Source organism: Methanobrevibacter sp. (assembly GCF_045586545.1).
Taxonomy (GTDB): domain Archaea; phylum Methanobacteriota; class Methanobacteria; order Methanobacteriales; family Methanobacteriaceae; genus Methanocatella.
Genome location: NZ_JAZNAN010000122.1, coordinates 1 through 3992, shown reverse-complemented (window position 1 = coordinate 3992; position 3992 = coordinate 1). Strand labels below are relative to the sequence as shown.

At 33.9% G+C, this 3992-nt stretch carries 4 protein-coding genes; 2 read left to right on the top strand and 2 right to left on the bottom strand.

All coding sequences use genetic code 11. From position 1 onward, the window contains the following. Window positions 1-50: 50 nt before the first annotated feature. Entirely contained in the window at window positions 51-326 is a 276-nt protein-coding gene (albA, locus tag ACKI3D_RS09155) for a DNA-binding protein Alba (protein ID WP_407393914.1), read from the top strand. Between the two features lie 6 nt (window positions 327-332). On the opposite strand, the gene ACKI3D_RS09150 is transcribed toward albA, so the two are convergent. Both ACKI3D_RS09150 and ACKI3D_RS09145 read right to left on the bottom strand, forming a co-directional pair. Beyond that, a complete protein-coding gene (locus tag ACKI3D_RS09150; protein ID WP_407393913.1) occupies window positions 333-992 on the bottom strand; it encodes a CehA/McbA family metallohydrolase in 660 nt (219 codons plus the stop codon). 5 nt (window positions 993-997) lie between these two features. Next, window positions 998-2026, bottom strand: a complete 1029-nt coding sequence (locus tag ACKI3D_RS09145) for a DUF1786 domain-containing protein (RefSeq protein WP_407393912.1) — start codon at window positions 2024-2026, stop codon at window positions 998-1000. Window positions 2027-2116: 90 nt separating this feature from the next. On the opposite strand from ACKI3D_RS09145, the gene ACKI3D_RS09140 reads away from it, so the two are divergent. Then, the gene (locus ACKI3D_RS09140; protein WP_407393910.1) at window positions 2117-3418 is read left to right on the top strand and encodes a TrpB-like pyridoxal phosphate-dependent enzyme; all 1302 of its coding nucleotides are present in this window, start codon (window positions 2117-2119) and stop codon (window positions 3416-3418) included. Window positions 3419-3992 lie beyond the last annotated feature (574 nt).

The following is a 3992-nucleotide window of genomic DNA, read 5'->3' as shown; positions in this document are numbered from 1 at the left end:
ATGTAAAATTTTATATACATCAATCACAAATATTAATATGGTGACTATATATGGAGAATAATACAATTTTTGTAGGTAGTAAACCTGTAATGAATTATGTTTTAGCAGTTGTTACACAGTTTAATGAAGGCTCAAACAGTGTTCTTCTCAGAGCTAGAGGCAAAGCTATTAGTCGTGCTGTCGATGCTGCAGAAATAGTCAGAAACAGGTTCGTACCTGATTCAGATGTTGTAGATATTCAAATTTCTACTGAAGAAATTGAAAACTATAACCATGAAAAAACAAACGTTTCTATAATAGAAATTTTAATTGAAAAGACTGAATAACTCTTTTTAATCAAATTTCTTTAGAACATTTCTCTCGAAAAGATACTTTGAAAGCAATATGTTCGAAGTACCTTTTCCTCGAGATTCTACATGTCCTTTTTTTATAGCTTTTAAGATACTGTCGATATCCTGATTTGCTTTTATGAGACTGTAACAGTCACCGACAAATTTGTAGTAATGTGCATCACTGGCACCCAATCCAGGCAACTGTTCATTTTTCGATAATTTTTTTGCCTTATTGTTACAGTATCCAACTATGAATCTTGCGTTTTTTGTCTCAATTGCATCAATTTTCAAATTCTTATAGTCACTTTTACATAACAGTCCGTGACGGTAAAAGCAGTATGGATGAGGTATAATTGCAAGACCGCCTAAATCATGAATTCTGTCTATAGTATCTTCAGGTGATAGGTCTCTAGGTACATTTTCCTCACACCCAAAACCAAGAATATGGCCTTGTGTTGAAGAAATCTCTATGGATGGAATTGCAAGTATATCTGTACTTCTTGTTTTTTGTAAAACTTCCTTGGTTCCATCTACAGTATTGTGATCGCTGATAGATATTACATCAATATTTTTCCTTTTTGCAACTTTTAAGATGTCATCAATTTTTGAAGATGAGTCTGGGGAATATTCACTGTGAATATGTGAATCCATTTTCAACATAAAATCTATCCTAGAATTGTTTTGATTAAGCCGATTGTCCCGGTCATCATAACGTCTCCGCCTGGGGCTGCATGATGCCAGTCGAGGTTTGTCTTTTCAATCAGTTCCCTTTTCGGTCCGCTGACAATAACCTTTTCTATCTTTGAAATAGGATTTAGAACATGGGCTCCATGGCCGTGGTCTTCATGAACCTCTTCGTGTGTGATTTCGCCTGACGCCAATCTTTTCATATATCTTTCAAGTGATTCACCAGTCAAACTTGAGGTATGGTGTTCAAACACACCTTGTATTTTTCCATCTTCGATTGAAGCAGCTGTAGTATGGCCGTTTCCAATGTCAATTACAATAAAACTGTTTAGTTTTTCTGCAACCTCATCATAACACATTCCGGCAATTGATGCGAATTTAGTATCCATTACAAGGGGCACCTCTTCTATTCCTTCATTTTTAACCTGCCTTCTTACAGCCTGCATTCTAGTGAAGTAATCTGGCAAATCATCTTTGAATCCGAATTCCAATGGGGAAATCGGTTCACAAACCTTTTCTCTTATCTTTTCAAATCTGAAGTCCCTATCCCCCATGTTTTCGTTATATCCATGGTCCTGCACGGCAATTGCAATTTTATCAAAGTCGAATTCCAAATCATATGCCAGTAAAAATTCAGACAATTTTGTGATATTGATGTCTCCCATTGTGATTTTAGTATAGCCTTTATATTCTTTTTCCTCATCGGCTATTTCGATTCCTATAGCTTTTACCTGTTCCAGGTTATCACGTATTGTTTTTGCACATGTTGGCTCCATTACCACGTTATATCCTTTTTCCATGTGTTCCAGGATACTTCTTTTAATCTTTCCTCCACCCATTATTTCTCCATCGAAATAAATGTCGTTCTCAATTTCTCTTATTTGCTGGGAAATGTATAAGTGCGGTGAAGGCAGAACTATTTTAATCGAGTTTTCCAGTTCCTTTTCAGTATCATAAATCATTATATCTTGTGTTCCGGTTCCGACATCAATAGCTAAAATTCTCATGATTTTAGATTGTTTTTTATAATATATAATAATTAAATGTACATTTTTGTACAACAAAGTTTTATATAGTACATTAATGTAAGTATTATTATGACTTACAAAATTGAATTATCATCAGATGAAGTGCCTAAACAATGGTACAATATGCTTGCCGACTTACCTGTAGAACTTCCTGCACCAAAAAACAGTGAAGGAAAAGATCAGATTTCTTCTTTACAGATTGCTTTTACAAAAGCCGCTTTAGAACAGGAATTTGCTACGGACCGATATATTAATATTCCTAATGAGGTTAGGGAACTTTATATGGAAATGGGCAGACCATCTCCTTTGGTCAGGGCCAATAAGCTTGAAGAGTATTTGAATACTCCTGCTAAAATCTATTTCAAAAGGGAAGATTCTTCTCCAACAGGTTCACATAAATTAAATTCTGCTATTCCTCAAGCCTATTTTGCTAAAAAGGAAGGTGTTGAAAGATTAACTACTGAAACCGGCGCTGGCCAATGGGGTACTGCATTATCTTTAGCATGTAATTTGCTTGGAATAGAATGTACAGTTTACATGGTTAAGGTATCTTTCAACCAGAAGCCAGACAGAAAAAACATCATGAACATTTATGATAGTAATGTATATGCTTCCCCAAGTGAAAACACCAAGGTCGGACGTGAGATTTTAGCCAATAATCCAGAACACCCTGGTTCATTAGGTGTAGCTATTTCCGAAGCTATGGAAGAGGCTTTGGAGAATGATGAAGTTAAATATTCACTGGGAAGTGTTTTAAACCATGTTATGTTGCATCAGACCATCATAGGTCAGGAACTTAAAACCCAACTTGAAATTGCAGAAGAAACCCCTGATGTGATGATTGCATGTGCTGGTGGAGGAAGTAATTTGGCCGGATCTTTATTCCCATTCATCAAGGACAAAATTGATGGAAATTCAGATACCCAATTCATTGCTGTTGAACCAAGCGCATGTCCTACATTAACTGAAGGTTCTTATGAATATGACTTCGGCGATACCAATGAATTCACTCCTATGCTCAAGATGTTTACATTAGGTCATGATTTCGTTGCCCCTACCGTTCATGCAGGCGGATTAAGGTATCATGGAATGTCTCCTATCGTTTCCCTTTTAACTAAGGAAGGATTTATTGAACCAAGATCTGCTCATCAAGTTGACTGTTTCAATGCAGGAATCACTTTTGCTCGCAATCAGGGCATTGTTCCAGCACCTGAAACCACTCATGCAATTAAAGTTGCAATTGATGAAGCATTAAAATGCAAAGAGACTGGTGAGGAAAAGACAATTGTCATGAACTTCTCAGGTCATGGAATGTTGGACTTGAAAGGATATGCAAGCTATTTTGCTGGAACCATGCAAAATGCTAAATAACTATTGAGCTTTCTTTAACTCTCTTTTTTTCTTTTTTTTAAATTTTCTCTCTTTATTTTTTTTAAATCTTTAATTAATCTTAATTTTATATTTATTTAATTAATATTTATTATTTTATAATTTTAAGATGCAAGTGAGTACTTACATTCGAAAAACTATTTATATGGGGTTGTATATATTATTAACTAGGTTTGAAGTGTTTGTTTCTTCGAACAAATGATTATAGGTGTGATTTTATGGTTGACAATGGGACAAGAGACTTGACTCATTAGGATTTTTAGTTAAATATTATAGATAAATTGTTTGGAGGTGTAATTATGGCTTTTATTGAATTGGTTGAAAAAATTCATCAAAATTTATGAATTTCTTATTAAATTTTATTCTTTTAATTTTTCTGCGACTTTCAGTATTTTATATCTTTTTTTTCCATAGTTATTTTTTTTGATTTTTTTAAATATTTTATTTACTTATAACTTATAACTTATTATTTTTTTTAGTTATAACTTATAACTAATAACTTGCAAGTGTTAACTAATAACTTATTTGTGAAAACAAATACTTTATAACGAAGAAG

Excerpts from the sequence above, each read along its gene's own strand:
- albA (WP_407393914.1), top strand. The coding sequence starts at position 51 with ATGGAGAATAATACAATTTTTGTAGGTAGTAAACCTGTAATGAATTAT.
- ACKI3D_RS09150 (WP_407393913.1), bottom strand. The coding sequence starts at position 992 with ATGTTGAAAATGGATTCACATATTCACAGTGAATATTCCCCAGACTCA.
- ACKI3D_RS09145 (WP_407393912.1), bottom strand. The coding sequence starts at position 2,026 with ATGAGAATTTTAGCTATTGATGTCGGAACCGGAACACAAGATATAATG.
- ACKI3D_RS09140 (WP_407393910.1), top strand. The coding sequence starts at position 2,117 with ATGACTTACAAAATTGAATTATCATCAGATGAAGTGCCTAAACAATGG.